26 protein-coding genes and 3 tRNA genes are annotated in these 25,699 nt (G+C 60.7%); 15 read left to right on the top strand and 14 right to left on the bottom strand.

Going from position 1 to position 25,699, the window contains the following annotated elements:
* Nucleotides 1–52 precede the first annotated feature (52 nt).
* The 4 genes from J2Z75_RS22050 (at nucleotide 53) to J2Z75_RS22065 (ending at nucleotide 2,198) form a co-directional block, all read left to right on the top strand.
* Nucleotides 53–550 carry a GNAT family N-acetyltransferase gene (locus tag J2Z75_RS22050; RefSeq protein ID WP_209854921.1) on the top strand — a complete coding sequence of 166 codons (498 nt, stop codon included), beginning with the start codon at nucleotides 53–55 and terminating at the stop codon, nucleotides 548–550.
* An 88-nt stretch (nucleotides 551–638) separates the two neighbouring features.
* Complete coding sequence (locus J2Z75_RS22055) at nucleotides 639–1,112, top strand: GNAT family N-acetyltransferase (protein ID WP_209854922.1); 474 nt, start codon at nucleotides 639–641, stop codon at nucleotides 1,110–1,112.
* Between the two features lie 107 nt (nucleotides 1,113–1,219).
* Nucleotides 1,220–1,615, top strand: coding sequence for an NADH:ubiquinone oxidoreductase subunit NDUFA12 (locus J2Z75_RS22060; RefSeq protein WP_209854923.1), 396 nt, complete (start codon nucleotides 1,220–1,222; stop codon nucleotides 1,613–1,615).
* A gap of 217 nt (nucleotides 1,616–1,832) precedes the next feature.
* Nucleotides 1,833–2,198 carry a DUF2155 domain-containing protein gene (locus J2Z75_RS22065; RefSeq protein ID WP_234937506.1) on the top strand — a complete coding sequence of 122 codons (366 nt, stop codon included), beginning with the start codon at nucleotides 1,833–1,835 and terminating at the stop codon, nucleotides 2,196–2,198.
* Nucleotides 2,199–2,240: 42 nt separating this feature from the next.
* Here J2Z75_RS22065 and J2Z75_RS22070 read toward each other — a convergent pair whose 3' ends face one another.
* The 6 genes from J2Z75_RS22070 to J2Z75_RS22095 all read right to left on the bottom strand — a co-directional run bounded on the left by J2Z75_RS22070 (nucleotide 2,241) and on the right by J2Z75_RS22095 (nucleotide 7,058).
* The gene (locus tag J2Z75_RS22070) at nucleotides 2,241–3,173 is read right to left on the bottom strand and encodes a DUF2167 domain-containing protein (RefSeq protein ID WP_209854925.1); all 933 of its coding nucleotides are present in this window, start codon (nucleotides 3,171–3,173) and stop codon (nucleotides 2,241–2,243) included.
* Between the two features lie 85 nt (nucleotides 3,174–3,258).
* Nucleotides 3,259–3,873, bottom strand: a complete 615-nt coding sequence (gene aat, locus J2Z75_RS22075) for a leucyl/phenylalanyl-tRNA--protein transferase (RefSeq protein WP_209854926.1) — start codon at nucleotides 3,871–3,873, stop codon at nucleotides 3,259–3,261.
* Between the two features lie 8 nt (nucleotides 3,874–3,881).
* Nucleotides 3,882–5,225, bottom strand: coding sequence for an acetyl-CoA carboxylase biotin carboxylase subunit (accC, locus tag J2Z75_RS22080; RefSeq protein WP_209854927.1), 1,344 nt, complete (start codon nucleotides 5,223–5,225; stop codon nucleotides 3,882–3,884).
* A gap of 9 nt (nucleotides 5,226–5,234) precedes the next feature.
* Nucleotides 5,235–5,699, bottom strand: coding sequence for an acetyl-CoA carboxylase biotin carboxyl carrier protein (gene accB / locus J2Z75_RS22085; protein ID WP_209854928.1), 465 nt, complete (start codon nucleotides 5,697–5,699; stop codon nucleotides 5,235–5,237).
* A gap of 22 nt (nucleotides 5,700–5,721) precedes the next feature.
* On the bottom strand, nucleotides 5,722–6,168 hold the full coding sequence (gene aroQ, locus J2Z75_RS22090; RefSeq protein WP_209854929.1) for a type II 3-dehydroquinate dehydratase: 447 nt from the start codon (nucleotides 6,166–6,168) through the stop codon (nucleotides 5,722–5,724).
* Nucleotides 6,169–6,290: 122 nt separating this feature from the next.
* Nucleotides 6,291–7,058, bottom strand: a complete 768-nt coding sequence (locus J2Z75_RS22095) for a DsbA family protein (protein ID WP_209854930.1) — start codon at nucleotides 7,056–7,058, stop codon at nucleotides 6,291–6,293.
* A gap of 264 nt (nucleotides 7,059–7,322) precedes the next feature.
* Here J2Z75_RS22095 and J2Z75_RS22100 point away from each other — a divergent pair, with 264 nt between their 5' ends.
* Nucleotides 7,323–8,435 (top strand): pyridoxal phosphate-dependent aminotransferase, encoded by a 1,113-nt coding sequence (locus J2Z75_RS22100; protein ID WP_407692803.1) that lies wholly within the window; start codon nucleotides 7,323–7,325, stop codon nucleotides 8,433–8,435.
* A 164-nt stretch (nucleotides 8,436–8,599) separates the two neighbouring features.
* On the opposite strand, the gene J2Z75_RS22105 is transcribed toward J2Z75_RS22100, so the two are convergent.
* Nucleotides 8,600–8,815 (bottom strand): hypothetical protein, encoded by a 216-nt coding sequence (locus J2Z75_RS22105; protein WP_209854932.1) that lies wholly within the window; start codon nucleotides 8,813–8,815, stop codon nucleotides 8,600–8,602.
* Nucleotides 8,816–8,976: 161 nt separating this feature from the next.
* The gene (locus tag J2Z75_RS22110; protein WP_209854933.1) at nucleotides 8,977–11,817 is read right to left on the bottom strand and encodes an Rne/Rng family ribonuclease; all 2,841 of its coding nucleotides are present in this window, start codon (nucleotides 11,815–11,817) and stop codon (nucleotides 8,977–8,979) included.
* Between the two features lie 827 nt (nucleotides 11,818–12,644).
* On the opposite strand from J2Z75_RS22110, the gene J2Z75_RS22115 reads away from it, so the two are divergent.
* From J2Z75_RS22115 to prfB, 3 genes are all read left to right on the top strand, one after another.
* Nucleotides 12,645–13,829, top strand: coding sequence for an N-acetylmuramoyl-L-alanine amidase (locus tag J2Z75_RS22115; protein ID WP_407692804.1), 1,185 nt, complete (start codon nucleotides 12,645–12,647; stop codon nucleotides 13,827–13,829).
* A gap of 373 nt (nucleotides 13,830–14,202) precedes the next feature.
* Nucleotides 14,203–16,656, top strand: coding sequence for a penicillin-binding protein 1A (locus J2Z75_RS22120; RefSeq protein WP_209854934.1), 2,454 nt, complete (start codon nucleotides 14,203–14,205; stop codon nucleotides 16,654–16,656).
* A 98-nt stretch (nucleotides 16,657–16,754) separates the two neighbouring features.
* A protein-coding gene (gene prfB / locus J2Z75_RS22125) for a peptide chain release factor 2 (RefSeq protein ID WP_209854935.1) occupies nucleotides 16,755–17,886 on the top strand; the annotation gives its coding sequence in 2 pieces (ribosomal slippage) (nucleotides 16,755–16,823 and nucleotides 16,825–17,886; 1,131 coding nt in all).
* A 75-nt stretch (nucleotides 17,887–17,961) separates the two neighbouring features.
* Here the strand turns inward: prfB and J2Z75_RS22130 are convergent.
* From J2Z75_RS22130 to J2Z75_RS22150, 5 genes are all read right to left on the bottom strand, one after another.
* The gene (locus J2Z75_RS22130) at nucleotides 17,962–18,510 is read right to left on the bottom strand and encodes a hypothetical protein (protein ID WP_209854960.1); all 549 of its coding nucleotides are present in this window, start codon (nucleotides 18,508–18,510) and stop codon (nucleotides 17,962–17,964) included.
* A gap of 242 nt (nucleotides 18,511–18,752) precedes the next feature.
* The gene (locus tag J2Z75_RS22135; RefSeq protein WP_209854936.1) at nucleotides 18,753–19,526 is read right to left on the bottom strand and encodes an NAD kinase; all 774 of its coding nucleotides are present in this window, start codon (nucleotides 19,524–19,526) and stop codon (nucleotides 18,753–18,755) included.
* Between the two features lie 216 nt (nucleotides 19,527–19,742).
* Nucleotides 19,743–19,818 (bottom strand) — tRNA-Thr (locus tag J2Z75_RS22140).
* A 133-nt stretch (nucleotides 19,819–19,951) separates the two neighbouring features.
* The gene (locus J2Z75_RS22145; RefSeq protein ID WP_209854937.1) at nucleotides 19,952–20,680 is read right to left on the bottom strand and encodes a YoaK family protein; all 729 of its coding nucleotides are present in this window, start codon (nucleotides 20,678–20,680) and stop codon (nucleotides 19,952–19,954) included.
* Nucleotides 20,681–20,775: 95 nt separating this feature from the next.
* Entirely contained in the window at nucleotides 20,776–21,720 is a 945-nt protein-coding gene (locus J2Z75_RS22150; RefSeq protein ID WP_209854938.1) for a LysR family transcriptional regulator, read from the bottom strand.
* Between the two features lie 145 nt (nucleotides 21,721–21,865).
* Here J2Z75_RS22150 and J2Z75_RS22155 point away from each other — a divergent pair, with 145 nt between their 5' ends.
* The 4 genes from J2Z75_RS22155 (at nucleotide 21,866) to J2Z75_RS29345 (ending at nucleotide 24,055) form a co-directional block, all read left to right on the top strand.
* Nucleotides 21,866–22,492 (top strand): FMN-dependent NADH-azoreductase, encoded by a 627-nt coding sequence (locus J2Z75_RS22155; RefSeq protein WP_209854939.1) that lies wholly within the window; start codon nucleotides 21,866–21,868, stop codon nucleotides 22,490–22,492.
* Nucleotides 22,493–22,632: 140 nt separating this feature from the next.
* Nucleotides 22,633–23,373 carry a hypothetical protein gene (locus J2Z75_RS22160; protein ID WP_209854940.1) on the top strand — a complete coding sequence of 247 codons (741 nt, stop codon included), beginning with the start codon at nucleotides 22,633–22,635 and terminating at the stop codon, nucleotides 23,371–23,373.
* An 83-nt stretch (nucleotides 23,374–23,456) separates the two neighbouring features.
* A complete protein-coding gene (locus tag J2Z75_RS22165; protein ID WP_037169534.1) occupies nucleotides 23,457–23,672 on the top strand; it encodes an alkylphosphonate utilization protein in 216 nt (71 codons plus the stop codon).
* Nucleotides 23,673–23,776: 104 nt separating this feature from the next.
* Nucleotides 23,777–24,055, top strand: a complete 279-nt coding sequence (locus J2Z75_RS29345; RefSeq protein ID WP_234937488.1) for a hypothetical protein — start codon at nucleotides 23,777–23,779, stop codon at nucleotides 24,053–24,055.
* 4 nt (nucleotides 24,056–24,059) lie between these two features.
* Here the strand turns inward: J2Z75_RS29345 and J2Z75_RS22170 are convergent, their stop codons facing one another.
* Nucleotides 24,060–24,941, bottom strand: coding sequence for a TrmH family RNA methyltransferase (locus J2Z75_RS22170; RefSeq protein ID WP_209854941.1), 882 nt, complete (start codon nucleotides 24,939–24,941; stop codon nucleotides 24,060–24,062).
* 218 nt (nucleotides 24,942–25,159) lie between these two features.
* Between J2Z75_RS22170 and J2Z75_RS22175 the strand changes: the two genes are divergently transcribed.
* From J2Z75_RS22175 to J2Z75_RS22185, 3 genes are all read left to right on the top strand, one after another.
* Nucleotides 25,160–25,244, top strand: a tRNA-Tyr gene (locus tag J2Z75_RS22175).
* A 23-nt stretch (nucleotides 25,245–25,267) separates the two neighbouring features.
* Nucleotides 25,268–25,341 (top strand) — tRNA-Gly (locus J2Z75_RS22180).
* 263 nt (nucleotides 25,342–25,604) lie between these two features.
* Nucleotides 25,605–25,699, top strand: a 95-nt coding sequence (locus J2Z75_RS22185; RefSeq protein WP_018010120.1) for a GTP-binding protein, incomplete at its 3' end; no start/stop codon positions are given.

Here is a 25,699-nt window from a genome sequence, read left to right on the forward strand (position 1 = left end):
GAAAAGTGTGAAGCGGGTTTCCGTCCGGAATTGCGATTGAAAGGCCCAAAACATGTTCTTCGTCCGCACAGCGTCAGAGCGTGATCTCGTAAAGGTGAGCGCGCTTCTCGGCGAAACCTGGCACGCGACCTATGACTCGCTCTATGGCGCCGACAAAGTGGCGGAGCTGACGGCGAAATGGCATTCGGTGCCGGCGCTGAAGATACGGCTGGCCCGCAAGAATGCCGAATTCGTGGTGGCGGACAACGGCAAGGACATCGGCGGTATGGGCTATGCCGCCATGTCCGAAACGCTGAAGAAGGGCGCGGTCCTGCATCAGCTCTACGTGCATCCCAGGTTCCAGCGCCAGGGTATCGGCCGCGACATGTTCGCCGAACTCGAAACCTGCTTTCCCGATGCCGAATTCATGCAGCTTGAGGTCGAGCCGCAGAACCATCCGGCCATCTCCTTCTACGAAGCGCACGGCTTTGTGAAAATCGGCGAGACCACGAACTGTGGCGACGGCCAGTCGGGTATCCCGGCGATCATCATGGAAAAGCCGCTCGGTTGAGCAGTTTGCAAACTGCGTTCCGCGCCGTTGTCACATTTCCTTCTTCATCCACTGGCAAGCCTCGGGACGAAAACGGGAATCTGATGAAATGCGCGGACCAGAACTGAGATTGTCGATCAGGAAGGCTTATCGGGGCGATCTGCCGGACATCATCGCATTGTTCGCATCGGACACCGTCGGCGGCCATGGCGACACGAACGATCCGGACGCTTTCGCTGATTATCTCGCGGCATTTGAGCGCATCACGGCAACACCCAACGAGGCGCTGTATGTGGCTGTGCTGGACGGAGAGGTGGTAGGCACTTTCCAGGCCACGATCCTGACGACGCTTGTCGGCCGTGGCAGCTCTAATTTGATGATCGAGGCTGTCCAGACGCGCCACGACGTGCGCGGCAGGGGGATCGGCGAGGCGATGATGCGGTTTGCTGTCGATGCAGCCCGTGCTCAAGGTTTTTCCAAGGTGCAGCTGACATCGAACAAGGACCGCAAGGACGCCCATCGTTTCTATGAACGTGTGGGTTTTGAGCCCTCCCATCTCGGCTTCAAGATGCGGTTGAAATGACGCTCCAGCAACGGAATCACTGGACAAGCGCCAGGCTGCGCGGCATAAGCGGAACAGCACTCTAGGATATCCCGCGCGGTTGTTTGGCGCGGTCAAGGACGGACATCATGAAGTCTCTGCTGCAGATTTTTACCTGGTGGAATGGACAGACGATCGGCACCCGCTTCCACACGTGGCGCTTCGGCAATCGCGTCGGTTCGGATGATGCCGGCAACGTCTACTATCAGGGCGGCAAGGATTCCGAAGGCCGCACGCGCCGCTGGGTGATCTACAACGGCTATGCCGACGCCTCCGCCATTCCGCCGGGCTGGCATGGCTGGATGCATCACCGCACCGATGTGTCGCCGGCCGACGAAAGCTACAAGCCGCGCGAATGGCAGAAGCCGCACCAGCCCAACGGCACCGGCTCCGCGCAGGCCTACCGGCCGCCGGGCTCGATCAGCGCCGCCGGCGAGCGTCCGCGAGTCACCGGCGACTACGATGCCTGGACGCCGCGCTCCTGAGCCGAATTTAACGGCAGGATCTTTTCCGGGATTGTTGATTGCACCGCAGGCATCATGCCTCGGCCACATTTGATGTTTAGCGCCTGATGCCCGGCAATTTGATCGGGAATCGCGCGGGAGACGGGCATTCATGGTAGTTTCAAGTCAGCGAATTCAGATGCGCCGGATTATTGCGGCCGCTTCCCTGTTCGCGATTGCCGGTGCCTCGCTTCTGTCGATGACAGCTTCCGTCGAGGCTGCGCGGATCACCAATCCGGTCGCGGTCTTTTCCGGTATCGACAAGATCACCGGCCGTATCACAACCTTCGACGTCTATATCGGCGAGACCGTCCAGTTCGGTGCGCTGCAGGTGACGCCGCGCGTCTGCTACAGTCGCGACGATACCGAGGCGCCGAAGACCGATACCTTCGTCGAGGTCGACGAAATCACCCTCGACCGCAAGATCCGCCGCATCTTTACCGGCTGGATGTTTGCCGACAGCCCGGGCCTTAACGCCGTCGAGCACCCGGTCTATGACGTCTGGCTGAACAGCTGCAAGGCAAAGTCCGACCTGCCGCCGCCGGATTCCGCTGCCAAGCAGTAGCCCGCAGAATGGTGGTCGCCCGGCTTACACCGGGCGATATGATCAGGCGGACGGGGGCGTTTTTTGTCCGAACAGGCCTTTGGCAAAACGGACGATGGCGCCGCCGGCGATTAGCAAGATCACGCCTCCCTTTTTCAGGAACGCCAATGCAATTGCCAGGAAGCCTACCTTCGCCGCGATCTTGGCGCCGGCGCCGGCGGCGATAAGGCCCGCCATGCCGTAGGCGGCCAGTTTGTCGCCATCGCGGAAATCTGTATAGGCTTTTCCGGAATCGAAGGTCGCGATCTTTGTCATACTCGGAATGCTGGCCTTGATCTCGGGCAGCTGTTCGAGGCCAGCGACGAAATTCAACTCCAGAATCCCTTCGCGTCCCAGGATGCGGAGCGAGTAGTTCAAGGTATGAGGTGAGTTCGCATCCTTGCCGAAAAGCAGATCGCGTGCCCAGTGCAAGGTGTGGGCGGATTTCTCGTAGAATGGCGGGGACGCCCAGCCGACCAAGGTGATCGGGTCGTAGCCATCCTTCTCACGCTGGAGATTTCCTTCGATCGCGGCTTGTTTCAGTTCGGTGAGAAGTGCGTCGAAATCAGTTGCCTGCGCGTCGATGTCCGAGACATAGCCATCATCCACGTAGTCGATGACGGACCCCCAGGAGTCCGATGATTCCGGTGCATACTTGACCGGGAAAATCATCCCCAGGCTGCCCTCGGCAGCAGCGGGCGGGTTGCCCCAAAGCTGGGTCAGGACGCGCGCTGTGTCGGCCTGATTGAGGAAGTAGAATTCCGCCGGGATGTTCAGCTTGGCGTGAGCAAGCGGCAGGTCGACGATGCCTTGCTTGTAGTCAAGAGATTCAACCAGTGTTTTCAACTCGGCCGGAAGCTCCGCTTCGCGTCCAAAAATTTCCCGGTAGGTCTTTGCTTCGGCAAAAGTGCACGACCACAGCAGCAAGGCGGCTGAAACAATAAGCTTTTTTGACATTCGATTGGTCCCCGATCTCCAAACTATCAATAGCTCAACGAAACGGAGAAATTCAACTGGAGGATGTCTCAATCAACATCATTGGTTAAAACTGGAGATGCGGCGACGCAATCGCCCGCGCCAGCATCTTTTCATAGCGCGCCTTCGGCACATCGACGGCGCCGAAGCTTTTCAGGTGTTCGGTGGTGAACTGGGTATCGAGCAGTTTGAAACCGCGTGTGCGCAGGCGCTCGACCAGATGCACGAGGCAGATTTTCGAGGCATCCGTCCGGCGCGAGAACATGCTTTCGCCGAAGAAGGCCGAGCCGAGGGATACCCCGTACAGCCCGCCGACGAGCTCGTCCCCGTCCCAGGCTTCGACCGAGTGAGCGTGTCCCATGTCATGCAGCGTGGCGTAGAGCGAACGGATCTTGGCGTTGATCCAGGTGGTCGGGCGATCCGGGGCAGGGGCGGCACAGCCCTTCATCACCTCTTCGAAGGCCGTGTCGAAGCGGATGTCGAAGGGCGCGCGGCGAATGGTTTTCGCAAGGCTCTTGGAAACGTGGAAATCGTCGAGCGGGATGATGCCGCGCAGTTCCGGCTCGACCCAGAAGAGTTCGGGGTCGTCAGCTGAATCGGCCATCGGGAAAAGCCCGATGGAATAGGCCCGCAACAGCAAATCCGGTGTAATGTCCGGTTGCCTGCTGCGGGTCCCTTTCATTCAAAACCTCATTCGACCGGCTGGGCCAGATAGTTTTCCAGCCAATGGATATCGTAGTCGCCGTTGGCAATGTCCTGATTGTTGATCAGGTCCTGGAACAAGGGCAAGGTCGTCTTGATGCCGTCGATGACGAATTCGTCGAGCACGCGGCGCAGGCGCATCATGCATTCGACGCGGGTGCGTCCGTGCACGATCAGCTTGCCGATCAGGCTATCGTAATAGGGCGGGATCTTGTAGCCTTGATAGGCGCCGCTATCGACACGCACGCCGAGACCGCCGGGCGCATGGAAATGCGTGATCGTGCCGGGTGAGGGCACGAAGGTGCGCGGATCCTCGGCATTGATGCGGCATTCGATGGCATGGCCGGAAAAGACGATTTCGTCCTGCGTCACCGACAGGCCGCCGCCGGAAGCGACGCGGATCTGCTCGTGAACGAGGTCGATGCCGGTGATCGCTTCGGTGATCGGATGCTCGACCTGCAGGCGGGTGTTCATCTCGATGAAGAAGAACTCGCCGTTCTCATACAGAAATTCGATCGTGCCGGCGCCGCGATATTTCAGCTTGCGCATGGCATCGGCGCAGATTTCGCCGATCTTCATCCGCTGCTCGACGTTCAGTGCAGGTGAATTGGCTTCTTCCCAGACCTTCTGGTGGCGGCGCTGCAAGGAGCAGTCACGTTCGCCGAGGTGAATGGCGTTGCCTTCGCCGTCGCCGACGACCTGGATCTCGATATGACGCGGCTTGCCGAGGTATTTTTCCATGTAGACGGCATCGTTGCCGAATGCGGCCAGAGCCTCGGAACGGGCGGTCGAAACCGCCTCGGACAGTTCCTCCTCGTTCTTCGCCACCTTCATGCCGCGTCCGCCGCCGCCTGCCGTCGCCTTGATGAGGACCGGGAAACCGATTTCCCGGGCGATTTCCAGGGCATTCTCGGGCTTCACTTCGCCGGCGGAACCGGGAACGACCGGAATGCCAAGCGACTTGGCGGTTTCCTTGGCCGTGATCTTGTCGCCCATGATGCGGATATGATCGGCGGTCGGGCCGATGAAGGTGATGCCGTGGGCGTCGAGGATATCGGCGAACTTGGCATTTTCCGACAGGAAGCCGTAGCCCGGATGCACGGCGTCGGCGCCGGTGATCTCGCAGGCCGCGACGATCTGGTGGATGTTCAGATAGCTGTCGCGCGACGGCGGTGGGCCGATACACACACTTTCGTCGGCAAGACGCACATGCATGGCATTGGCGTCGGCGGTTGAGTGGACCGCGACGGTCGCGATGCCGAGTTCCTTGCAGGCGCGCAGGACCCGAAGGGCGATTTCGCCGCGATTGGCGATGAGAATCTTGGAAATCATCTGTGCGGCCTATTCGATGACAACAAGCGCTTCGCCATACTCAACTGGCGCGCCGTCTTCAACGAGGATTTCGGTAACCTTGCCGGAGCGGGGCGCCGGGATCTGGTTCATCGTCTTCATGGCCTCGATGATCAGGATGGTCTGGCCTTCCTTGACGGTGGCGCCGACTTCGACGAAGGCGCGCGAACCGGGAGCCGGGGACAGGTAGACCGTACCGACCATCGGCGCGGTAACTGCGTTCTTGGAGGCTCTTGCGGTTTCCGCGGCGGCAGCAGCGGCAACGCCGGTTGACGCAACCTGAACCGGTGCGGCGGCCGGAACCGGAGCGGATACGTATTGCGGCGTACCGGCACGCGAAACACGAATGCGCAGGTCGTCCTGTTCCACTTCGATTTCGGTGAGATCGGTTTCGTTCAGGATGTTGGCGAGATCGCGGATCAGCGTCTGGTCGATCGCGGGTTTCTTGTCAGCCATGGATATGAGCCTCGTGTTCTTTTTATTTCGTGTGTTGCGTGAGTGTCTTTAGCGCATTGAGCGCGAGAATGTAACTGTCGGCACCGAAACCGCAGATCACGCCTTTGGCGGCAGGAGCCAGCATCGATTTGTGCCGGAATTCCTCGCGGGCATGAACATTGGAAAGGTGCACTTCGACCACCGGAATGCCGATCGCCTTTGCCGCGTCGTGCAGCGCGATCGACGTATGAGTATAGGCACCGGCGTTGATGGCGATACCCTGGGCCACGCTGCCGGCCTCGTGGAACCAGTCGACAAGATCGCCTTCATGGTTGCTCTGGCGGCAGACGACCTCAAGACCGAGCGTCTTGCCATGCTCCACGCACATCGCTTCAATGTCGGCCAGCGTCTGCCCACCATAGATGCCGGGCTCGCGTTTGCCGAGCGCGTTGAGGTTGGGGCCGTTCAGCACGAAAATAGTCGATGGCATAAGGGATCGGGTCCGATAATCGAGCGTTACCTATAGACGCATGGCCTGCCGAGGAAAAGCCCTTTGGTCTCCGGCGGAATTTGTCCACAAGCGATCACATTTCATCCTGCGCAAAGGACCGATCAGCAGACGGTCTTGCCGCAGGTACGGACATTGGTGACCTTGGTTTCGATCTCTTCAGCACCCACCGCGCCGTAAACGGCTTCCTTGCCGACGACGTAAGACGGCGTGCCGGTAATGCCGAGACTGTTGGCAAGCGTGTAGACTTCCTTGACGGCGTCGTCCTGGGTGTTCTCGCCCATCTTCTTGCGCAGGTCAGCCTCGGACACGCCAAGACCCGTGGCAACGGCCATCGCCGTCTCCTCGTTGGCGCGATCCTCGCCGCCGAGCAGCGCGCGATGGAAGTCGCCGTACTTCTCCGGTGCGATCGCCCGGAAGGCGGTGCTCACCTTGTGGGCCGCCATCGAATCCGGGCCGAGGATCGGCAGTTCCTTCAGCACGAAGCGGACATTCTTGTCCTTTTCGAGGATGGTTTCCATGTCGGACAGGGCGCGTTTGCAGTAGCCGCAATTGTAGTCGTAGAATTCCACGATGGTGACGTCGCCGTTCGGATTGCCGAGCGTGACGTCATAGGGCGATTGGAAAATCTCTTTTTCATTGTCGGTAATGGCAGCTTGCGCCTGCTGCAGCTGCTCGTCGGCCTGCTTTTTCTTCAGGGCCTGTTGCGCTTCCAGCAGGATTTCCGGATTGGCGACAAGGTATTCCTTGATGAAATCGCCGATCTCCTGCTTCTGCTTGGCGTCCAGCGCATTGGCACCCTGTGGCAGGGCTGCGGTCGCCGAAAGCAGGATGAGCGAAGCGGCGATGATCTTGCGAGCGTTGAATGCCATATAGTCCTCGTTGTCTTTCTTTGCTGCAGTCTGTCGTTCAAGTGTTAGGGCCGGGTCAACAGGCTTGTTTGAAAGACAACATGATTTCCGCGCCAGCATAGGATGGCGCGGCGCCAAACGAAACCGCAAAATCGGCGGAAATGCGGCGCTCGCGCACTTGTGAAGGCCTTTGCGATCAGGCACATGCGCTGACATGTCGAAAACACCGAGGATGTGCCGTTGAAGCCGCTTTCCGCCCGCAGTTCCGTCGAACCCTTCCACGCCATGGATGTTCTGGCCGAGGCCACCAAGCGCCGCGAAGCCGGTTATCCCGTCATTTCCATGGCGGTGGGCCAGCCGAGCCATCCGGCCCCCAAGGCGGCGCTCGAGGCGGCGCGAACGGCGCTCGATCACGGCCGGCTGGGTTATACCGACGCGCTGGGGACTTCGTCGCTGAGGATGGCGATCGCCCGGCACTATCGCACGCGGTATGGCGTCGATATCGATCCGCAGCGGATTGCCGTGACGACGGGATCATCGGCAGGCTTCAATCTGGCCTTTCTGGCGCTGTTTGATCCCGGCGATTGCGTTGCCATCGCCCGGCCAGGTTATCCGGCCTACCGCAATATCCTGGCAGCGCTCGGCCTGACCGTCGTCGAGGTCGAGGCGGGTGCCGAACGCGGGTTCACTCTCACGCCGGAAAGCTTGGAGGCCGCGGCGGTAAAAGCCGGCAAACCGCTGAACGGCGTTTTGCTCGCAAGCCCGGCCAATCCGACGGGAACCGTGACGGGCAGGGCGGGGCTGAAGGCCTTGGCCGATTATTGCCATGAGCGCGGCGTCGCCTTCATCTCCGACGAGATCTATCACGGCCTGACCTTCGCGGGCGAGGAGACGACGGCGCTTGCCGTGACCGACGAGGCGGTGATCGTCAATTCCTTCTCGAAATATTACTGCATGACCGGCTGGCGGATCGGCTGGATGGTGCTGCCGGAAAGCCAAGTGCGCGCCTTCGAGCGCATTGCCCAGAGCCTCTACATCTCGCCGCCGGAACTGTCGCAGATCGCGGCGGAAGCTGCCCTCGGCTGCGAGGCGGAGTTGGACGTCTACAAGGCATCCTATGCCGCCAACCGCGACCTGCTTTTGAAACGCCTGCCCGAGATCGGCTTTACCATCGCATCGCCGATGGACGGGGCATTCTACGCCTATGCCGATGTCAGCCGGTTCACCAATGACAGCATGGAGTTCGCCCGCAAGATGCTGGCCGAGATCAATGTCGCAGCAACGCCGGGGCTGGATTTCGACCCGTTGGAAGGACACCGCGCGATGCGGTTTTCCTACGCGGGCGCGCCAGTGGACATGGCTGAGGCGATGGATCGCATCGCCCGCTGGCTGGCATGATTGCCGAATGATGTCAGGCGATTGCACGGTTTTTCGGAATCGGTCTGTGACGATGTTGAATCAGGCTGTGAAGCGGACTTGTCTTTGCCGCGCGCGCCTTTCAGGCGCCGCTATGCCCGCCCGGCGAACGCCCATCGATCTGAGATCAGCTTGAACCGCTTGTCTTAGCGGCAAATGCGGACGGTCTTGACGGCAGGATTGCCCCACTCATCCGTTGTGCGGACTTTTCTGGTCACGCAGACCGGCTGGAAGGCTGTGTCGTAGCTCCTGTAGTAGTAGTCGTTGTAACGCTGGCGACTGCTAACGCCGGCATGAGGCGTTGCTGCAAGGGAAACCGCCGGAATGGCGGCAAGGGCTGCGGCGACAATGAAACGTCGCATGATTGTCTCCTCTGGTTGACGCCGGGCGAACCCATCTCGCCCAGTGTGGCGCACTCTCTCACAGTCGCGGTATTTTCACTGTTCCTTATGGAACAGGCGCTGAAACGAAAAAACCGGCCAATCGCTTGGCCGGTTTTTCATGTGTGATTGTCAGATGCGGCTCAGAAGAAGCCGCGCTTCTGCCACCAGCCGCCCTTCTTGGGCTTTGCCGGCTCGCCGTCGCCATCGTCCTTCTTGACGGTGGACGACTTGACCACGGGTTCGCTGGCGATCGTGTCGATATCGCGGTTGGCGCGCACCGGCTTCGTTTCGTCCAGCGAAGCGGCAGCCTTCTCGATCGCGGGCTCTTCGGCGACCGTAACCTCTTCCGGCTTTGCTTCCACTGCGGCCTGGGCATCTGCGTCAGCGCTCACAATCGCAGCATCCTCGACAGCTGTTTCTTCCACGGCAGCGACGGCCTTCTTGCGGCTGCGCTTGGGCTTGGCGGGTTTGGCGTCTTCCTCAACCACCGGCGCTTCAGCAACGTCTTCAGCGGCGACAACAACAACTTCCGTTTCGATGGCAGCCGGAGCTTCCAACTCGCTCGGAGAACCGTCTTCGCCGTTCGTTTCCCCGTCGGCTGCAAGGTTTTCACCTTCAGCCTCGTCCGGACGGTTGCGGCGACCACCACGCTTGCCACGGCGACGGCGCTTGCGCTTCTGGCGTTCTTCTTCGCTCAGGCCTGCTTCCTGTGCATCTTCGGCACCGGCCTGTGCGACAACCTCGTCGCCTTCGTCCTCGTCGTGGTCCCCATCCGACGCATCGTCGGCGCGGACGCCGGCCTCGGTAGCCTGGTCGCCACCCGGGCGGCCGCCACGCCGCCGCCGGCGACGCTTGCGCTTGCGGTTGCCCTGGTCGTCGCTCTGAGCAGCCGGTTCGCGTTCGGCCCGCTCCGCCCGCTCGGGCTTGGCCTCGACCACGACTTCTTCCTCGTCGTCGATATCCTCTTCGATGACGATATCATCATCCTCGTCGATTTCAGGCTCGAACTGGATGATCTGATCGATCTTGACCGGGTTTTCGACGGCTTCGCCGCGATCGATGGCGAAATGCTGGGCGCCGACATGGGCGTCCGCCTCGATGATGATCTGAACGCCAAAACGTTCTTCGTAATCGACGATCGTGCCGCGCTTGTGGTTGAGAAGGTAGAGCGCGATATCCGGCGTCGTGCGCACGGTGATGTCGTGCGTCGTGTTCTTCAGCAGGTATTCCTCGACGCCGCGCAGGACATGCAGGGCAACGGAGGACTGCGAGCGAACGTGACCGGTGCCGTTGCAATGCGAGCAGACCTGCATCGTGCTTTCAAGCACCGATGCGCGGATACGCTGGCGCGACATTTCGAGCAGGCCGAAATGCGAGATGCGGCCGACCTGGATGCGGGCGCGATCGTTCTTGAGATGATCCTTCAGGCGCTTTTCAACAGAGCGGTTGTTGCGCTTTTCTTCCATGTCGATGAAGTCGACGACGACGAGACCGGCAAGGTCGCGCAGGCGCAGCTGACGGGCGACTTCTTCTGCAGCTTCCAGGTTCGTCTGGAGTGCTGTATCCTCGATCGAGTGTTCGCGGGTCGAGCGGCCCGAGTTGACGTCGATGGCCACCAGCGCTTCGGTCTGGTTGATGATGATGTAGCCGCCGGACTTCAGCGTAACCTGCGGTACCAGCATGCGGTCGAGCTGGGCTTCGATGCCCGAGCGCGAGAAGATCGGATGCACGTCGCGATAGGGCTGAACCACCTTGGCGTGGCTCGGCATCAGCATCTTCATGAAAGCCTTGGCTTCCTTGTAGCCTTCCTCGCCGGCAACGATGATCTCGTTGATATCCTTGTTGTAGAGGTCGCGGATCGAGCGCTTGATCAGGCTGCCTTCCTCATAGACGAGGCAGGGTGCGGTCGAGGACAGCGTCAGCGTGCGGACGTTTTCCCACAGGCGCATCAGATATTCGAAGTCGCGCTTGACCTCGACCTTGGTGCGGTTGGCACCGGCGGTGCGCAGGATGACGCCCATGCCCTGCGGCACGTCGAGCGCGCGGGCAATTTCCTTCAGGCGCTTGCGATCCGGCAGGTTGGTGATCTTACGGGAAATGCCGCCACCGCGCGCAGTGTTTGGCATCAGAACCGAATAGCGGCCTGCGAGCGACAGGTACGTGGTCAGCGCCGCGCCCTTGTTGCCGCGCTCTTCCTTGGCCACCTGCACCAGCAGGATCTGCCGGCGCTTGATGACTTCCTGGATGCGGTACTGCTTGCGCGGACGGCGGTTGACCTGCCGGTCCGGCACTTCTTCCATGGCGTCTTCGGCGCCGACGGATTCGATGATTTCCTTTTCCTCGTGATGACCATCGTCATCATCGTCGTCATCGCTGTTGCGGCGACCGCCGCGGGTCTCTTCGGATATGCTGTCGGTATCGACCATGGCAGCCATTTCGCCGCCCGAACCCTCTTCGCCGTCAGCGTCCGGGGTCGTCTCGGCAACTTCGGCAGCGGCCTTCTTGGTCCGGCGCGGGCGCTTTGCCTTGGTCTTCGGCTTTTCTTCTTCCGCAGCGACGGCAACAGGCTCGTCCGCGGTCTCGACGATTTCGACCACGTTGTTGTCCGCAGCCGTTTCCGCCAGTTCCTCTTCGGAATCCGGGCCAAGGTCGGTGCCCGTCTCGACATGCTCGATGTCGTCGTCGCGGCGCGCTTCCTCGGCTTCCTGCCGGAGCAGGGCCTGCCGATCGGCCAGCGGGATCTGGTAATAGTCGGGATGGATTTCGGCGAAGGCCAGGAAGCCGTGGCGATTTCCGCCATAGTCAACGAAGGCCGCCTGCAGCGACGGCTCTACGCGCGTGACTTTTGCGAGATAGATATTGCCGCGTATCTGTTTCTTGTGTTCGGATTCGAAGTCGAATTCTTCTATGCGGTTTCCGCGTACGACAACGACGCGCGTCTCTTCAGCGTGAGACGCGTCGATAAGCATTTTCTCTGCCATGTAGGTGGTGCTCCTCGGCGCACCCTGGAAACCGCAGGAAAATAGCGTCCCGAAGGAGACTTTCCAGACAGCTCAGGTTTTTCGCCGGATGTAGATGTTCCTGTAGGGGCGAGGAGGTGGTCCAACAGCCAGACGGCAGCCGGAACGGTTTCGTTCCGTGGCCTGTTTACTTCTGACCGATACTGCTGGGACAACGTCAATGACCAAACAAGAATGCCAATATATTAGGCCCTGAAGGCCCGATGAATGTGCCCGGTCACGGGCCTTCGGTGATCGTCACCATAAACGCTCCGGCCACCGCCGGAATTTCACGATTCAGCATGCGAGGAAAAAGTGGAGCGACGGCGGATGAAGCGCGACTGCTTGTCCGAGACGTGATCTGTATAGAAACGGTTTTACCCGTCCCGATCACGCTCTGGCGCCAGGGCTTAAAAAACCCTTTGGCTGCCGGTCGTCGATTCTATCCCGTCAACACTTTCTCCCTGTGAAGCTTTTATGTTTTCTATGTCACAATGGCAAGGGAAAAGCCGGAACGGCCATAATATTGATTGATTCGCTTGTCGGTGTGTGTACTGCCGGAGTGCGGGTTTTTGGCTGCCTCAATGTCTGTTTCTGGAGTTGGATGACGACAGCGGGCGTGCCTTGTGCGCGGCAGGCAAGGTTCGGTTAACCATATGGCGTCATGGATAGTCGGAGCGGCGGCTCGCCATGTGCACCGGCTATGCCTTGAGATGGAACGTCGCATTCGGGTTATCAATGATGCGTTCATCGGGTGTTCGATGAGATATTGGCGACAAGGGATAGCGGATTTGATCCTATCTGCGATGATGCGACGGTGCCTTGTTGGCCTTTTCTTGCTGGGTTCGGGTCTGGTTACCCATGCCGCGGATGCGCCGTTGCTTGCCTATGGCGCGCGGATCGCCGGCGACGACGCCCGCACCAGGGTGGTGATCGATTTCGATCGCAAGCCGGTTTTCTTCGTCCACTATGTCGCCAATCCCACGCGCGTCATCGTCGATCTGCCCGAGACATCGTTCGGATTGAAGCCGGAAGACCTGAAGGCGAGGGGCCTGTTTACGGAAATTCGCTATGGCGCCATGGGTGCCGGTAGTTCTCGTGTCGTCCTGACGGCGAAAAAACCGGTGGCGATCACCGTCGCCGACGTGAAGGCGGACGAGGGCGGGAAGGGATTCCGCCTCGTGCTCGACGCGGAGCGAGTGACCGAGGAGCGTTTTTCCGGCCTTCTCGAAGAGCAGAAATGGACCGGTACCGTTGCGTCCACGAAGACCGGGCGGCTGGTTGAGCCTCCGACCGCAGGCTCGTTCGTCGTCGCCGTCGATGCCGGGCATGGCGGTATCGATACGGGCGCGATCGGCAGCGATACCAAGATGGAAGAAAAGAGCGTTACGCTCGCTTTCGCAGGCGAACTGGTCGAGACCCTCAACAAGGAGAGCGGTATCAAGGCTTTCCTGACGCGGGACAAGGACGAATTCCTGTCCCTGCCGGAGCGGGTGCAGATCGCCCGGCAGCACGGTGCCAACCTGTTCATCTCAATTCATGCCGATACGCTCAGGCAGCACGATATTCGCGGCGCAACCGTCTACACCATTTCCGATAAGGCATCCGACCATCTGGCCGCCAATCTTGCCGAGCGTGAAAACCTGTCCGACGAGATTGCCGGCGTCTCCTTCAAGACCGAACCGGCAGAGGTCGCCGACATTCTCATCGATCTGACGCGACGCGAGACACAGGCGTTCTCGGTCAATCTGGCACGCTCCGTCGTCTCCTCGTTCGAGGGGCAGATCAACCTGATCAACAATCCGCACCGTTATGCCGGCTTCAGGGTCTTGCAGGCGCCTGACGTCCCGTCGATTCTGCTCGAGCTTGGCTTTTTGTCCAACAAGCAGGACGAGAAACTGCTTGTCGATCCGGCCTGGCGCCGGAAGGTCGCGGGTCTTCTGGCTGTTGCCGTGCGCAGCTATCGCAGCGGGGCAGTGGCAAACGGCGGTTGAAACGGCTTTTGTGGGTGTTGCCCGTCGTAATTCCGTAGCTTTGACCGGCAATAACGTTTGTTGTAATTTGTGTCGCCGGGGTAACAGCGATATCGTTTTCAAGGGGATGGGATGCGTTTAATGCGCCGCAAGCCCTATTTTGCTCACAATCCGGTCGCTATCCGGAAACCTGAAGTGTGCGATGGGTGATCTGGAACACGATGGCCGATCGTAAGCGTGCAACGCGCAAGAGGTGCGGCCGGCTTTCCAGCGGCGACCTTCATTCGCAGTTTAATTTGTCGGCGTGATTGCATTCGGGCAAGGTGCGGGGTAGGCCCACCGGGAACGTGTGCTGCGCACAGGGAAACGATAACAGGGTACCGGTAGCTGGCTGATGATCAGACTGATTGGATATTTTTTCGGCATTGGCGCATTTCTGGTGCTCGGCGTTGCCGCGGCCGCTGCCATCTACCTCGGCCATGTGACCAAGGATTTGCCGGACTACGAGGTTCTCAACAGCTATGCGCCGCCGGTAACGACGCGCGTGCATGCCGGCAACGGCGCGCTGATGGCCGAATATGCGCGCGAGCGTCGCCTTTATCTGCCGATCCAGGCCGTTCCGGACCGCGTCAAGGCCGCCTTCATTTCGGCTGAAGACAAGAATTTCTATCAGCATCCCGGCGTTGACATCACCGGTCTCGGTCGCGCCATTTTCGTCAACCTGCAGAATTTCGGCTCCGGCCGCCGCCCCGTTGGCGCCTCGACGATCACGCAGCAGGTTGCCAAGAACTTCCTGCTTTCCGCCGACCAGACGATCGACCGCAAGGTCAAGGAAGCCATCCTGTCGTTCCGCATCGAGCAGGCCTACAGCAAGGACCGTATCCTCGAACTCTATCTCAACGAGATTTTCTTCGGGCTGAATTCCTACGGCATCGCCGGCGCAGCGCTGACCTATTTCGACAAGTCTGTCACGGAACTGACGATTGCGGAGACGGCCTATCTGGCCGCTTTGCCGAAGGGACCGTCGAACTATCACCCGTTCCGCCGCGAAAAGGCTGCGCTTGAGCGCCGCAACTGGGTTATCGACCGCATGGTTGAAAACGGCTACGTCACCAAGAGCGACGGCGATGAGGCCAAGACCCAGCCGCTGGGCGTGACCGTCCGGCGTGGCGGTTCCCATCTGTTCGCGTCGGATTACTTCGCCGAAGAGGTCCGCCGCCAGATCATCCAGCGTTATGGCGACAATGCCCTCTATGAAGGTGGCCTGTCGGTCCGCACGTCGCTCGACCCGCGGCTGCAGGTGGAAGCCCGCAAGGCGCTGCAGAACGCGCTGGTCAGCTATGATGAGCGCCGTGGTTTCCATGGCGCGCTGAAGACGATCGAGATCGGTGGAGACTGGGGCGAGCCGCTTGGCAAGCTCGAGGCGCTGTCCGACGTTCCCGAGTGGAAACTCGCGGTCGTACTCTCCGTGGACGACAATGGCGCCGAAATCGGTATCCAGCCGGAAAAGGATGGAGCCGGCAAGGTTGGCACCGATCGCCTGACCGGTCACATTACCGCAAAGAACATGCAATGGGCCTATCGCTCTTCGACCGGAGATCGCAAGTCGGCGAAGTCGCCGGACGGCGTCGTCGGTCCCGGCGATGTCGTCTATGTCGAAGCGACCGACGAAGCCGGTGAATATCGCCTGCGCCAGCCGCCGAAGGTCCAGGGCGGCCTTGTCGCCATGGATCCGCAGACCGGCCGCGTTCTCGCCATGGCCGGCGGCTTCTCTTACGGCCAGTCGGAGTTCAACCGTGCGACGCAGGCGATGCGCCAGCCGGGATCATCCTTCAAGCCATTCGTCTACGCGGCAGCGCTCGACAACGGTTACACGCCCGCATCCGTCATTCTCGACGCACCCTTCGAGCTCGTCACCGGCGGCCAGGTCTGGCGTCCGGAAAACTACGGCGGCGGTTCGGCCGGGCCTTCGACACTGCGGCTCGGCATTGAAAAATCGCGCAATCTGATGACCGTGCGGCTTGCCAACGACATGGGCATGAACCTCGTTGCCGAATATGCCGAACGCTTCGGCATCTACGACAAGATGCTGCCGGTGCTGGCCATGTCGCTCGGTTCGGGCGAAACGACGGTGCTGCGGATGGTGTCCGCCTATGCCGTGCTTGCCAACGGCGGCAAGCAGATCAAGCCATCGATGATCGACCGCATCCAGGACCGCTACGGCAAGACGATCTTCCGTCATGAGGAGCGGACCTGCGACAATTGCAACGCCACCGATTGGGAAGATCAGGAAGAGCCGGTCATTACCGACAATCGGGAGCAGGTTCTGGATCCGATGACTGCCTACCAGATCACCTCGATGATGGAAGGCGTCATCCAGCGCGGTACGGCGGCCGGCAAGATCAAGCTTGACCGTCCGGTTGCCGGCAAGACCGGCACGACCAATGACGAGAAGGATGCCTGGTTCGTCGGCTATACGCCGGACATGGTCGCAGGCCTTTATCTCGGATTCGACAGCCCGGCGCCGCTCGGACGTGGTGCGACCGGCGGTGGTCTCGCAGCTCCCGTGTTCAACGACTTCATGCAGGCGGCGATGCAGGGGACGCGCCCGGTCAAGTTCGTCGTGCCTGATGGCATGAGCCTCATTCCGGTCAACCGCAAGACCGGCATGGCGGCTGCGGACGGCGATCCGGACACGATCATCGAGGCGTTCAAGCCAGGAACCGGTCCGGCCGACACCTTCTCCGTGATCGGCGGTGCCGACCAGTATATTCCGCCTGAAGAAATCCTGAAGGCGTCGCCGCAAGCGAATGACGCGATCAACCGCGGTTCAAGCGGCCTGTTTTAACGTCATCTTCCACCTTTCCCGCCGCCCGCCGTCTTTACATAAGCGGCGGGCGTCGCTATTCACGGCGCACATTCCATAAGAGCGCAAGAAGCAGGACCATGCGGACCGAAATCGAGAATATCGTCGACGAAATCAAGCAGGCCATAAGCCTGCTGAGGAGGCATCTTTGACTGGGATCAGGCGGTAAGACGACTGGACTGGTTGAACAACAAGTCGGAGGATCCGAACCTCTGGAACGATGCGGCCGAAGCTCAGAAGCTGATGCGCGAGCGCCAGCACCTCGATGACGGCATCAACAGTGTTCGTTCCTTCGAACAACAGATGCAGGACGCCATCGACCTCATCGAGCTCGGTGAGGAAGAGGGCGACGCCGGCATCATCAAGGAAGCCGAAGATTCGCTGAAGGTGCTGCGCATCGAAGCGGCCCGCCGCCAGGTGGAGGCCATGCTGTCGGGCGAAGCCGATGGCAACGACACCTATCTGGAAGTCCATTCCGGCGCCGGCGGCACCGAGAGCCAGGACTGGGCCAACATCCTGTTGCGCATGTATACCCGCTGGGCCGAACGCCAAGGCTACAAGGTCGAGCTCATGGAAGTCCATGACGGCGAAGAAGCCGGCATCAAGTCGGCGACGCTGCTCGTCAAGGGGCACAATGCCTATGGCTGGCTGAAGACTGAATCAGGCGTTCATCGTCTCGTGCGGATTTCGCCGTTCGACAGCAACGCCCGCCGTCATACCTCGTTCTCGTCCATCTGGGTCTATCCGGTGATCGACGATTCGATCCAGATCGACATCAACGAAAGCGATTGCCGCATCGACACCTACCGCTCGTCGGGCGCCGGCGGCCAGCACGTCAACACCACCGATTCGGCCGTGCGTATCACGCATATGCCCTCCGGCATCGTCGTGCAGTGCCAGCAGGAGCGCTCGCAGCACAAGAACAAGGCCAAGGCCTGGGACATGCTGCGCGCCCGCCTCTACGAAGCCGAACTGAAGAAGCGCGAAGAGGCAGCCAACGCCGAAGCAGCGTCGAAGAGCGATATCGGCTGGGGACACCAGATCCGCTCCTACGTGCTGCAACCCTACCAGCTGGTCAAGGACCTGCGCACGGGGGTGGCAAGCACCGCACCGGACGATGTGCTCGACGGCGACCTCAACGAGTTCATGGAGGCAGCGCTCGCCCACCGCGTCAATGGCGGCGCCGACGCTGTGGTCGACGATCTGGCCTGAGACTGAAGGACATTCCACGATATCGAAAAGCCGGGCACATTCATCGCCCGGCTTTCTTTTGGCGCTTGCAAGCCGTCAATTCGTTTCGCGCTCGACCTTGATGTCGCCGATGTCGTCGATCAGCACCGTCCAGGTCTCCGGCTCCGCCGCCGTCGGGTCGGTCTTCAGATAAACGGTCGCAAACAGCCCGGGCTGGTTTGCAACACCGTCTGATGTCTCGGGCCGAATGTCGGTGACATAGGCCTTCATCGCGGAAAATTCTTCGAGTTCTGCCGAAGAGACCACTTTCGGTCCCGCGGCGTCCAGGGCGATCTGCTGCAGAAAGATGTGGGCGTTGCCTTCGGGCTGGCGCACCGCGACAAGCTTGTAGTAGCCGCGCTGTGCCGGGTTCGATGAACCTGCTGCCGGTTGATTTTCCGCCGTCCTGGTTCCATTCGGATCGAGCACGTTCAAAGGATCGCCGCTTTCCTCCCAATATCCGGTACTGGTGACGAAAATGATATTGTCCGGCATCGGCACGGTATCGTCCGCGCGGGCCGGCGACCCCGCAGCGAGCAGCAGGGTCAGGCAGCAGGCGGCCAGAGAGAGGACAGTTGGAGAGCGGGCGGGAGACGAAATCCGCATCCGGCCGTCTTCGGCGATCGGTCGCGAGGCCACATCATGGTCAAGCGAAAGCGCACGGGCTGCGCTGGAGCATCGAATCTGGAGCATCGTCTTCGCCTTTGGTGAGCTCACTTGAAAAGCCGGATGCTCTGGTGCCCGTATCCCTGGCGGGCACCGAGGCACATTGGACTCTCGCACAAGTTTCGGCCGAAATCGATTCCCATTCAAGACTTTGCCGCAAAGCGCGGCACCGAATGCCCGTGTCAGTTCGAGAACTGCTCCGCAAGAATGCGGTCCGACCAGGAATAGTCGGGGTCGGACAGGATATGCGCCGTGATGTTTTCCGATTCGGCGATGCGGACCTGGACCACCGATTTGACCTCGACATGGTCGGCAACGGCGTTGACCGGACGTTTGTCGGGTTCGAGAATCGCGATATCGACGGTGACCTTGTTGGGCAGCAGCGCACCGCGCCAGCGCCGTGGCCGGAAAGGGCTGACGGGCGTGAGCGCCAGCAACGGCGCTTCGAGCGGCAGGATGGGGCCGTGGGCGGAGAGATTGTAGGCTGTCGAGCCGGCGGGCGTGGAGAGCAGAACGCCGTCGCAGATCAGCTCCTCGAGCCGCACCCGGCCATCGACGACAACCTTGAGCTTTGCCGCCTGGTAGGATTGGCGAAACAGGTAGACCTCGTTGATGGCGAGCGCCCGAAAGCGGTTGCCCTCCGTATCGACAGTCAGCATCTCTAGCGGCCGGAATGTGTTCTCGACGGCTTCCGCCAGGCGCTCGCGCAGGTTTTCGGTGCTGTAGCGGTTCATCAGGAAGCCGATCGAGCCGCGATTCATGCCATAGACCAGCTTGCCGGAGTTCATGGTCTGGTGCAGCGTCTGCAGCATGAAGCCGTCTCCGCCGAGGGCCACGATCACGTCCGCTTCCGCCGGATCCTCCTGGCCGTAAAGAGCGATCAGCTCCGCCGCAGCCGTCTGTGCTTCGTCGGTGGCGGAAGCGGCGAAGGCGATGGTTGTGAACGTGCGAGCCATGAAATGCCTGTATGGTGTGAAGTCGGATGCTCCGGATGCAGCGTCCTGAAAAAGCGGCCCGTCCGTCAGCCGGGCAACATGAAAGCATGCGCCGCCGCCGGCTATGCCAGCGGTATCATGCATAAAAGATCGCCGTGTGGAAGGGAAAGAATGGTGCGACGCCGTGGGGTGAAATCGAACTCGGGCAACGAGTAGGGTGCAATGGCGCGTAAAAAATGGTGCCCCCACCAGGACTCGAACCCGGGACCCCCTGATTACAAATCAGGTGCTCTACCAACTGAGCTATAAGGGCAGCACTTGCGGCAGGGAGTTAGCATATTCTGATCCTGTGTAAAGCAAAAATGCAGTGGGGCGGCTGCTTTTCCAGCTTCGACGCAGGCGTGCGTGCCGGGACAGCCGCAATCCGCCGTCCTCCAAGGGTGTGATCACGGAATGGGTTTTGTCCGGATGTTTGCCGGTGCGGGCGGCGGGCGATGGGCGTGGCGTTTCTGGAGCCTTGGTGGAATGAAGAAGACGGCGATGGCAATGGTCGCCGACAGGGCGCAGGCCAGCCAGAGCACGCCGGCGCCCAGCGCCCGTTCGAGAAATGCGCCGCAGATACCGCCCGCGGCCATTCCGAGCCAGGGGACGATTTGCATGGCCCAGTCGCGCCGGGGCGTGCCGACGATCCAGCTGCCGATGCCCCGGCCGAAGCGTGAAAGGCCGCCGGTCACATAGGTCAGTCCGATGGGCAATCCCTCGATGTGCTCGACGGCGGCATTGACCAGCCCCATGGCAAGCACGATCGCGTAGAACTGAAGCGTTGCGAAATCCGGGCCGGTGATCGTCGCAGCAAAGGCAAGCATGAGGGTGACCCAGGAAAGCACGCGGAAGGTGCGCCTGGCGGCATTGTGGGCGATGACGATGCCGAGCGCGTTGCCGGCGACGAACGTCAAGAGGGCGCCGAGCAGGATGACCGCATATCCCGCTTGCCCGTCGGCGAGCGCAACGGCGGCGCGGGTGGTATTGCCGCTCATGAAGGAAACGAAACTGCCGGCAATGAGCAGCCCTGCCGCGTCCGTCATGCCAGCGAGAAACGCGATGGCCGCGACAAGAGCGGTACCGATCGCGGTTCTTCGCCTGTGGATGATGCCCCGCCGCCGCTCTATCGTCATGATCCTGCCGCTCCCCGACGCCGCCGATTCGTTGATGGCATCAGATTGCGCGTTCCAGAACCGTCCGAACAGGGGGCGGTCGAAACGCCGTCATATTATTCCGCGGCCTCCAGCATCGCCGGGCGCGGGTCGATTTCCGTGCAGCGTGACATCGCGCCGGGCAGGTTTTCGGCGAGGAAGTCGATGAGCGCGCGAACCGAGGGCAGCATGCCGTGGCGCGAGGTGAAGACCAGATGGGCGATGGTGGCGTTCGAGGACCATTCGGGCAGCACCGGCATCAGGACGCCGGTCCGAAATCCCCGGCCGCAGATATGATCCGGCAGAAGCGCAATTCCAACCCCTTCGATGGCCGCGCGCTCGAGGATGCCGAAATCGCTGCAGCCGATGATCGGCTGGTGGACAATGTCGCGTTTCGTTCCGTCAGCATGGTTCAACTGCCAGGTATCGGAAAGATGCTGTTCGTTCATCGACAGCGTCGGCATCCTGCCCAGCGTGTCGATCGTCACGTTGCCGATCCGCGCCATCAGCGCCGGGCTTGCCGCGAGAAACTGGCGCGCCTCGCCAAGCTTGCGGACGATAAGGTTGTTGTCGGTATCCAGCTGGTCGCGCGCCCGAAGCGCGATGTCGATGCGTTCCTCGACCAGATCGATCCGGCGGTTGGTGGTTGTGATCAGCAGCCGCACGCCGGGATAACGCCGGTGGAAGGTAGGAAGAATATGCGCGACCATCGGCGTGAAGCCAATCGGGCAGGCGAGGCGCACGACACCCGTCGGCTCGCTCTTGGCCGCCGCAACAACTGCTTCGGCGGCCTCGACGCCGGACAGGATCGTTTCGCAGCGCTCGTAGAAGGCCTGGCCGATCTCGGTCACCCGCAGCTTGCGGGTCGAGCGTTCGAGAAGACGGACGTCAAGCTGCTGCTCCAGCCGCGCCACATGCTTGCTGAGCTTGGATTTCGGAATGTTGAGCACCCTTGCGGCCGAGGAAAAGCCCTTGTGCTTCACCACGGCGGCAAACAGCGCGAGATCGTTCAGGTCCTGCATGTCACACCTTCATTTCCATCGATGATCGACAATCATTGTTTCTATCAGGAAACGGCCTGTCGAAAAAGGGCCGGCTTATCGGCCGATTGTTTTAAATTCATATGTGATGCACCCCAACGCCACACAAGCACACGAAGGTGCCACCATGAACATTCTCCATATCGACTCCGGTATTCTCGGCGATCATTCCGTATCCCGCCGCCTGACGGCATCGATCGTCGCACGGATCAAGGCCGAGCGCCCCGGCGACAGCGTCACCTACCGCGATCTCGCCGCCCAGCCGCTGGCGCATCTCAACGGCTCGCACCTGATGGCGGCTTCCGCCAATCCGGAAGGGCTGGACGCGACACTGGTTTCCGAGCTGGATGCCGGCCGCGCCTCGCTCAATGAGTTTCTGGCTGCCGATGTGATTGTCGTCGGCGCGCCGATGTACAATTTTGCCATTCCGAGCCAGCTGAAGACCTGGATCGACCGCATCCTCGTTGCCGGAACGACGTTCCGCTACAGCGAGACCGGCGTCGAAGGTCTGGCCAAGGGCAAGAAGGTCATCGTTGCTTCGACCCGCGGCGGTCACTATTCCGGTGCTTCGCCGATCAGCGCCATGGATCATCAGGAAACCTATCTCAGCACCGTGTTCGGCTTTATCGGCATCACCGATGTCGAATTCGTCCGCGCCGAAGGCCTTTCCGTCAGCCCGGATTCGAAGGAAGCCGCGATCAGCGAAGCTGAAAAGGCCATTGCCGGCCGCGGTCATTTCGATATCGCCGCCTGATCATCCTTTGATTTGTTGAATCTCGAAAGCCGGGCACAGCGAGTGTCCGGCTTTTTGCGTCCGGTGAAGGACAGAAAAACGGCATTGTTCTTTTGCTGATCCATCGGCTACGGTCCACGGATATGCGGGAGGAGATTGCCGTGCGCCGAGTTCACGTTCTTGCCGGGCTGGTTCTGGCCATCCTGCAGCTTTCCCCCGCGGTCGCCGCCGCGGATCCGTTCGACAAGCCCATCGCCGTCGATATCGTCAAACTTCCCGCCGATCCGGACAACCCGTCGGCGGAACCGAAGATAACCTGCCGCCGCTATAGGGACTTCATGGTCAAGGAAGTCGATCTTGGCGAGGTCGGCGCCGAGACGCTGGCACTGATGGCACAGGACGCGGCATGTGGGCGGGAAGGGAGCGGCGAGCGGGTGATCCGAGACGACACCGCCGGATATTTTCTTGGTGTCGCCGGGCGTTTCGTCTTTTTCCGGGCAGCGGATGGATGGAATGGCGGTTTGTCATTTGTGGTCTACGACGGAAAGACGGCCATGAAACTCTTCGCCGATTCCCTGGCGATCGATAGCCTGTCGTCGATCAACGCCGGTGATGACCGTCTGTCCCTGCAGTTTCACCGCAACTTTACCTCGTCTTGCTCGCTCTATGCCGCGCCGCAACCATGCGCGAAACAGATTGGTACTGACACAGGTCTGGACCGTACTCGAATTCCAGATTGCGCAGCCGCTTACGAGGCGGAGATGAAGCGTACGCCGGACTATGCCGAAGCGATCAAGGCCTTGCCGAGCGTCATCGAGTATCCGGTAGAGCTTCGATGGGCAGCGAACGGGGCGACGGTGACACCGCGGGACGGGCCGACACGCTGCATGCTGCCGTCCTGACGCCGACTGGACAGGCTCGTCTTGAGCCGGTAGAGCCCGGATCACCGGCTCTTTCGGCCGACAGCACACGGATTGGAATCATAATGACGGATGTCAGGGACAGCAACGGTACAATTCTCGTCGAGGGTGACAACGTCACCCTGATCAAGGACCTCAAGGTCAAGGGCACGTCCGAGACCCTGAAGCGCGGCACGATGATCAAGGGCATCCATTTGACCGGCGATCCCGACGAGGTCGAATGCCGCCACGCCAAGATCAAGGGGCTGGTGCTGCGCACCGAATTCCTGAAGAAAGCCTGAGCGCACGGGATAGCGGCCTGCCGCAAGTCCGCTGTCGGCACACCCGTGGGGAGCGGCCACCTTTCGGGGCTGGACTGCCTGCGTTTTTGTATTAAACTTCGCTTATGAAAGGCGTTCCGGCACTCTTGATGGTCACGCTCGTTTCGGTCTTTGCCGGAACCTCTCCTGCTGCGTCCCTTGCGGCCCCTCCGGATGCGGGCTGCACATGCAGAAACCGCGATGGCTCGAAACTCGAACTCGGCCAGACTGTTTGTATCCGGGTCGGCGACACCGCCTATCTGGCGCGTTGCGAAATGGAACTCAACGTTACGACATGGCGCAAGCTCCGGGATGGTTGTCCCGAAGCGCGATTGTCTGTTGCCGTGCTGCCTTTGACGCAGTAGCCGCTCAGGCTTTGGCCAGGTGGCCGCGCGCAGCGTACATCGCTATGGCAGCGGCGTTCGACACGTTCAGCGACTTGATGGCGCCCGGCATGTCGAGACGCGCGAGCGCGTTGACGGTCTGGCGCGTCTTCAGCCGCAATCCCTTGCCTTCGGCACCGAGAACGAGGGCGATCTTTTCACCCGAAAGCGTCTGTTCGAGCGGTGCGGGACCTTCCGAATCAAGCCCGATCGAGACGAAGCCGAGCTTGTGCAACTCTTCCAGCGCGTCGGCGAGATTGGTGATCTGGATATAGGGGATCATCTCCAGCGCGCCGGAGGCGGACTTTGCCATCACACCTGATTCCGTCGGGCTGTGGCGTTGTGTGGTGATCAGCGCGCCGGCATTGAAGGCGACGGCCGAGCGCATGATGGCGCCGACATTGTGCGGATCGGTGACCTGATCGAGCACCAGAATAAGCGGGCTGTCTTTCAACGCCGAGAGACGGCGGACGGGCAGGGGCGCGGTTTCCAGCATCGCGCCCTGATGGATCGCATCGGGTCCGAGTATCTTGTCCAGATCCTGCGGCGTGACGATTTCCACGGGAAAGCCGAGGTCTTCGATCGGTCCCGTTTCCAGACGGATCAGAGCATTCTGCGTCACCGAAAGCTTGGTGATCTTGCGCTCGGGATTGTCGAGTGCCGCGCGTACTGTGTGGATGCCGTAAAGCAGTACCTGATCGGGTGCCAGCTGCGGTGCCTTCCAGTCGGGTGCGGCGCTCTTCTTGCGCTTGTCCTGTACGGGGGTTGGAATTTCACCACGCTCGCGCCGGGCATCGCGGTGGGCGCGCCGGAGGGTTGCGTAGTGGGTGTCTTTGGCGGGTCTGTCGCCGGGATTATCTTTGCTCATGCCCGTCTTATACTGAGGATAGGCCGCCCGTGGAACCGTTTTTCGCGAAATCGGGCGCTTGCGATCTTTATGGCGAATTTCGCAACTTTTTCTGAAGCGCCGTGTTGACAGGATGAAACGGGACCGTCATATACCCGGCGCAGATTGAAGGGCTGACTTGCCCCGGCAAACAACGCTTTGATCTGAAATGCTTGGTCGCTTGATCCCGACAGAATAATGGAGGGATGCCCGAGTGGTTAAAGGGGACGGACTGTAAATCCGTTGGCTCAGCCTACGTTGGTTCAAATCCAACTCCCTCCACCATTCTGTCAGACGGATCTTGACCCGCGGGTATAGCTCAATGGTAGAGCAGCAGCCTTCCAAGCTGAATACGCGGGTTCGATTCCCGCTACCCGCTCCAGCAAAGCCATCGATGGTCGCCATCCTCACGCTCGACTTCAAGACACGCTCGTAAGCCACGGATTTACGGCGATTTCCGTATTCTGCGACGTCGGCATTGGAATCGCGCCCGGCGATCCCCACATAGGCGTCATAAACGGGCTAAGGGCCTGGCGGGCCGCAAAACATTTAAGTCTTGCGCAATTCTTCCGAAACCCTTAAACGCCTCCCCAAACCGGCGCCGCCGGATGGTGCATTCTCATTGATCACAGGAAACTTGACCCCATGGCAAAGAGCAAATTTGAGCGCAACAAGCCGCACGTTAACATTGGCACGATCGGCCACGTCGACCATGGCAAGACGTCGCTGACGGCAGCGAT

It is taken from the genome of Rhizobium herbae (assembly GCF_017873135.1).
Taxonomy (GTDB): Bacteria; Pseudomonadota; Alphaproteobacteria; order Rhizobiales; family Rhizobiaceae; genus Pararhizobium; species Pararhizobium herbae.

Excerpts from the sequence above, each read along its gene's own strand:
- J2Z75_RS22170 (WP_209854941.1), bottom strand. The coding sequence starts at position 24,941 with ATGAGCAAAGATAATCCCGGCGACAGACCCGCCAAAGACACCCACTAC.
- aroQ (WP_209854929.1), bottom strand. The coding sequence starts at position 6,168 with ATGCCATCGACTATTTTCGTGCTGAACGGCCCCAACCTCAACGCGCTC.
- J2Z75_RS22145 (WP_209854937.1), bottom strand. The coding sequence starts at position 20,680 with ATGACGATAGAGCGGCGGCGGGGCATCATCCACAGGCGAAGAACCGCG.
- J2Z75_RS22135 (WP_209854936.1), bottom strand. The coding sequence starts at position 19,526 with ATGGCTCGCACGTTCACAACCATCGCCTTCGCCGCTTCCGCCACCGAC.
- J2Z75_RS22065 (WP_234937506.1), top strand. The coding sequence starts at position 1,833 with ATGACAGCTTCCGTCGAGGCTGCGCGGATCACCAATCCGGTCGCGGTC.
- J2Z75_RS22110 (WP_209854933.1), bottom strand. The coding sequence starts at position 11,817 with ATGGCAGAGAAAATGCTTATCGACGCGTCTCACGCTGAAGAGACGCGC.
- J2Z75_RS22055 (WP_209854922.1), top strand. The coding sequence starts at position 639 with ATGCGCGGACCAGAACTGAGATTGTCGATCAGGAAGGCTTATCGGGGC.
- J2Z75_RS29345 (WP_234937488.1), top strand. The coding sequence starts at position 23,777 with ATGAAAGGCGTTCCGGCACTCTTGATGGTCACGCTCGTTTCGGTCTTT.
- J2Z75_RS22100 (WP_407692803.1), top strand. The coding sequence starts at position 7,323 with ATGGATGTTCTGGCCGAGGCCACCAAGCGCCGCGAAGCCGGTTATCCC.
- J2Z75_RS22070 (WP_209854925.1), bottom strand. The coding sequence starts at position 3,173 with ATGTCAAAAAAGCTTATTGTTTCAGCCGCCTTGCTGCTGTGGTCGTGC.
- J2Z75_RS22105 (WP_209854932.1), bottom strand. The coding sequence starts at position 8,815 with ATGCGACGTTTCATTGTCGCCGCAGCCCTTGCCGCCATTCCGGCGGTT.
- J2Z75_RS22060 (WP_209854923.1), top strand. The coding sequence starts at position 1,220 with ATGAAGTCTCTGCTGCAGATTTTTACCTGGTGGAATGGACAGACGATC.
- accB (WP_209854928.1), bottom strand. The coding sequence starts at position 5,699 with ATGGCTGACAAGAAACCCGCGATCGACCAGACGCTGATCCGCGATCTC.
- J2Z75_RS22095 (WP_209854930.1), bottom strand. The coding sequence starts at position 7,058 with ATGGCATTCAACGCTCGCAAGATCATCGCCGCTTCGCTCATCCTGCTT.
- J2Z75_RS22155 (WP_209854939.1), top strand. The coding sequence starts at position 21,866 with ATGAACATTCTCCATATCGACTCCGGTATTCTCGGCGATCATTCCGTA.
- J2Z75_RS22165 (WP_037169534.1), top strand. The coding sequence starts at position 23,457 with ATGACGGATGTCAGGGACAGCAACGGTACAATTCTCGTCGAGGGTGAC.
- aat (WP_209854926.1), bottom strand. The coding sequence starts at position 3,873 with ATGAAAGGGACCCGCAGCAGGCAACCGGACATTACACCGGATTTGCTG.
- J2Z75_RS22120 (WP_209854934.1), top strand. The coding sequence starts at position 14,203 with ATGATCAGACTGATTGGATATTTTTTCGGCATTGGCGCATTTCTGGTG.
- J2Z75_RS22050 (WP_209854921.1), top strand. The coding sequence starts at position 53 with ATGTTCTTCGTCCGCACAGCGTCAGAGCGTGATCTCGTAAAGGTGAGC.
- accC (WP_209854927.1), bottom strand. The coding sequence starts at position 5,225 with ATGATTTCCAAGATTCTCATCGCCAATCGCGGCGAAATCGCCCTTCGG.
- J2Z75_RS22130 (WP_209854960.1), bottom strand. The coding sequence starts at position 18,510 with ATGCGGATTTCGTCTCCCGCCCGCTCTCCAACTGTCCTCTCTCTGGCC.
- J2Z75_RS22115 (WP_407692804.1), top strand. The coding sequence starts at position 12,645 with ATGCGACGGTGCCTTGTTGGCCTTTTCTTGCTGGGTTCGGGTCTGGTT.
- J2Z75_RS22150 (WP_209854938.1), bottom strand. The coding sequence starts at position 21,720 with ATGCAGGACCTGAACGATCTCGCGCTGTTTGCCGCCGTGGTGAAGCAC.